The 3,928-nt window shown below is 45.5% G+C and carries 3 protein-coding genes; 2 read left to right on the top strand and 1 reads right to left on the bottom strand.

From position 1 onward, the window contains the following. The first annotated feature begins 536 nt into the window (after positions 1-536). Both psb27 and PX481_RS25195 read left to right on the top strand, forming a co-directional pair. On the top strand, positions 537-938 hold the full coding sequence (gene psb27, locus PX481_RS25200; RefSeq protein WP_043998990.1) for a photosystem II protein Psb27: 402 nt from the start codon (positions 537-539) through the stop codon (positions 936-938). 168 nt (positions 939-1,106) lie between these two features. Beyond that, on the top strand, positions 1,107-3,476 hold the full coding sequence (locus tag PX481_RS25195; protein ID WP_288096687.1) for an endonuclease MutS2: 2,370 nt from the start codon (positions 1,107-1,109) through the stop codon (positions 3,474-3,476). Positions 3,477-3,814: 338 nt separating this feature from the next. Here PX481_RS25195 and PX481_RS25190 read toward each other — a convergent pair. After that, positions 3,815-3,928 (bottom strand): Smr/MutS family protein (locus PX481_RS25190; protein WP_502888634.1); only part of this gene is annotated, 114 nt, incomplete at its 5' end.

The following is a 3,928-nucleotide window of genomic DNA, read 5'->3' as shown; positions in this document are numbered from 1 at the left end:
TCAGACACCCCCCTTATCAAGCTATCCCTTATAGGGATCTTTCTTAACAATTTTTGCAGTAAGCACTCCAACCCTTATCCTGACTTGATTTCAGTTTTTTCTTTGTCAGTAAGGGTGTCAACAAGGAATATTACAAATTGTTAACCGAGTCTTGAAAGCCTTGTGCTACAAAGGTTTGAAATGTTAAGAAAGATGTGACTAAAGGACAGCTTGATAAGGGGGGTGTCTGACAACTTTTAACACCTACCTACTTATCTTCTAGATTAATCGATCGCAAGATCCAATCTCGATCGATCCTGAAACCGCCACCAGTGCCTGATCGCAGCCCGAATTAGTCCAGAATCAACTCCCTCCGGGTTGATGGCATCGCAACTTTTAGGCAAAAATAGGGCTTTTACCGCCCAAAAAGCCTATATTTGGGCTATTTACCCGCCAGTTGACCCCTGATTTTTGCAGCCAGTTGACTCTCCTGGGGAACTGGTCACGGTTTCCTGATAGGATAAGGTGACTTGGGATTAACTTATGGTGTTGAAAATATGTCTCTAAAACCTTACATTTCTCGCTTATTAGCTTTGGTTCTCGTCCTGGTCATCGGATTGATGGGTTGTTCTAGTAGTTCGCGGTTAACCGGCAATTATGGACAGGATACCCTGACGGTGATTGAAACTTTAACCACAGCCCTTGATTTAGTCAAAGATGACCCGAATAAAGCGGCAGTTGAGTCGCAAGCAAAGGAACAAATCAACGATTACATCTCCCTCTACCGACGAGATAAAAAATCTGGGGGTTTGCGTTCTTTCACTACTATGCAAACAGCCTTAAACTCTCTAGCTGGTTATTATACCGCCTACGGTTCCCGTCCCATCCCCGACAAACTCAAACAACGTTTAAAACAAGAATTTAAACAGGTACAATTCTCTCTCCAGAAAGGAATTTAGATACAGATTAGGGGTTGGGTGTTAGGGTTTTGGGGAGTTGGGGTTTTGGGGTATTAGTTGAAATCCCTCCATCTCCCCACACCCCATACCCCACACCCCACTCCTGTAAAAATCAGACCAAATCCGGTTAGACTAGAAATACAAAGCGTATTATAAAAAACTACAAAATTGATTCAAGACGAAACCCTAGAATTATTGGAATGGCCGCGGCTATGTCAACACCTAGCTACTTTTGCAGCGACTAAACTCGGTGCGATCGCGATTCGTCAATTGCCCTTACCGGAAAGCAAAGAGGAAAGTTTAAACCTACTCTGCCAAACCAAAGAAGTTTATAGCTTAGAACAAAAATTAGATAGTCGTCTTTCCTTTGATGGGATTAGCGACATCGGCGATGCCCTAGAAAGGGCGCATCTGGGGGGTTTATTATCGGGACAGGAACTTTTAAATATTGCCACGACTTTAGCGGGAGTGCGACGTTTACGGCGTTTAATTGACGAACAGGAAGATATACCGGTTTTAAAAGAGTTAGTAGCGGAAATTCGCACCTATCCAGAGATAGAACAGGAAATACACCGTTGTATCGATGAAGATGGCCGGATATCCGATCGCGCTAGTCCCCAATTACGGGAAATTCGGGGACAAATGAAGGTGATTAGAGAGCGAATTTACCGAAAATTGCAGGATATCATGCAAAAACAGGGCGGTGCTATCCAAGAAGCGGTGATTACCCAAAGAAGCGACCGCTGGGTGATTCCCGTCAAAGCAGCGCAAAAAGAGCAAATACCGGGGATAATTCACGATACTTCCAGCACAGGGGCGACTTTTTACATTGAACCTCACTCTATCGTTGACCAAGGCAATCAACTGCGGCAATATCGTCGTCAGGAACAAATCGAAGAAGAAAAAATCCTGCGGCAGTTAAGTAATCTGATCGCCGAAGCCTTTGAGGACTTAGAATATTTACTAGCGATCGCTACTAGGCTCGATCTGGCCACCGCTAGGGCCCGTTACAGTTTATGGTTAGAGGGTAATCCCCCCCACTTTATCGATGGTTCGGAAACGATTACTTTGCGGAATTTGCGTCATCCTTTGCTCTGGTGGCAAAAACACCACGAACAGGGGGGGGAGGTCGTACCAATAAATGTGCAGATTAGCCCAGAAATTCGCGTTGTTGCCATCACCGGACCAAATACCGGCGGAAAAACCGTTACTTTAAAAACTCTCGGATTAGCGGCTTTAATGGCGAAAGCGGGCTTGTTTATTCCAGCGCGGGAACCGGTAGAGATACCCTGGTTCGATCGCGTTTTGGCCGATATCGGAGATGAACAGTCTTTGCAACAGAGTTTATCGACTTTTTCGGGTCACATTCGCCGGATTGTTCGCATTTTAGCGGCTTTAAATTCTCGTTCCTTGGTTTTACTCGATGAGGTGGGAGCAGGTACGGATCCGGCTGAGGGAAGTCCTTTAGCGATCGCTATTTTACAATACCTCGCCGATCATAGTTTACTGACAGTGGCTACCACTCACTACGGGGAATTAAAAGCGTTAAAGTATCGAGATTCTCGCTTTGAAAATGCCTCGGTAGAGTTTGATGATCGCACTCTTTCCCCCACTTATCGACTATTATGGGGCATTCCGGGGCGTTCTAATGCTTTAACTATTGCCCAGCGTTTGGGATTAAGTCCCGAAATTGTGGCCGAAGCGAGAAATCATCTGGGGGGGTTATCGGAGGAGATAAATCAAGTAATTGCTGGTTTGGAAGCGCAAAGACGAGAACAGGAGTCAAAAGCTAAGGAAGCTAGTCAATTACTCCAACAAACGGAGAAATTTTATACAGAAGTTTCCACGCGGGCCAATTCTCTACAGGAGAGAGAGCGAGAATTAAAGCGTTATCAGGAGCAGGAGATACAAAAGGCTTTACTATCGGCAAAAGCAGAGATTAATAACGTTATTCGCCAGTTGCAATCAGGAACAAAAACCGGTAGAGATGCCCAAAAAGCCACAGAGGAGTTAACTGCGATCGCAGAAAGGTTATTACCGAAAACGGAAAAAACTAAGGTTAATTATCGTCCGCAAGTGGGGGAAAGGGTGCGCTTGCCCAATTTGGGACAAACTGCCGAAGTTTTAGCAATTTCACCGGAATCAGAGGAGATTTCCCTGCGTTTCGGTATGATGAAGATGACCCTACCCTTAGATCAGATTGAGTCTTTGGATGGTCAAAAAGTGGAAACTGCGCCAAAACCTGCCAAAAATTTGCCCCAAACTCCCACAAAACCCCAGGAGACTCCTTTAATTCGTACTGCTAATAATACTGTCGATATTCGCGGTTCCAGGGTGGCAGAGTCAGAAACGGATATCGAACAGGCGATCACCCGCGCCACCCCATCGGGCATATTATGGATTATTCACGGTAAAGGTACGGGGAAATTGCGTCAAGGTGTTCACGATTTTTTATCCCGTCATCCCCAGATAAAACGCTTTCAATTAGCACCCCCAAATGAGGGAGGTTCGGGGGTAACTATCGCTTATTTAACTTAGGGTTTGCGGCAAAAAGTTTTTTGTCGGGTTAGGAGTCAGCCTTGAATCAGTTATCAGTTATCAGATGTGAGTTTTCAGTTCACTGTTCACTGTTTACTGATCACCGAAAATACTCCCCACTTCCCCACTTCCCCATTCCCCAGGGAGCATCTCATTTATACAAGTGAGTAATTATACTTGTCCCTCAAACTGGTTTCTAGTAAGGGTCTGCTGAAAAAGTTTTTCCTAGGGGCAGGGTGTAGGGTGTGGGGTGTGGGGTGTGGGGTGTGGGGTTTAGGGTGTAGGGTGTAGGGTGTGGGCTGTACCCTGTCCCCACTAAAAAACCTATTCAGCAGACCCTAAGTTAAATAAGCGATAGTTACCCCCGAACCGCCCTCGTTTTGGGGTGCTAATTGAAAGCGTTTTACCTGGGGATGACGGGATAAAAAATCGTGAACACCCTGACGCAATTT

The organism is Microcystis sp. M53603_WE2 (genome assembly GCF_030065435.1).
This window is presented reverse-complemented; position numbering and strand designations above follow the sequence as displayed.

Coding starts and splice junctions, on each gene's coding strand:
- psb27 (WP_043998990.1), top strand. CDS start 537: ATGTCTCTAAAACCTTACATTTCTCGCTTATTAGCTTTGGTTCTCGTC.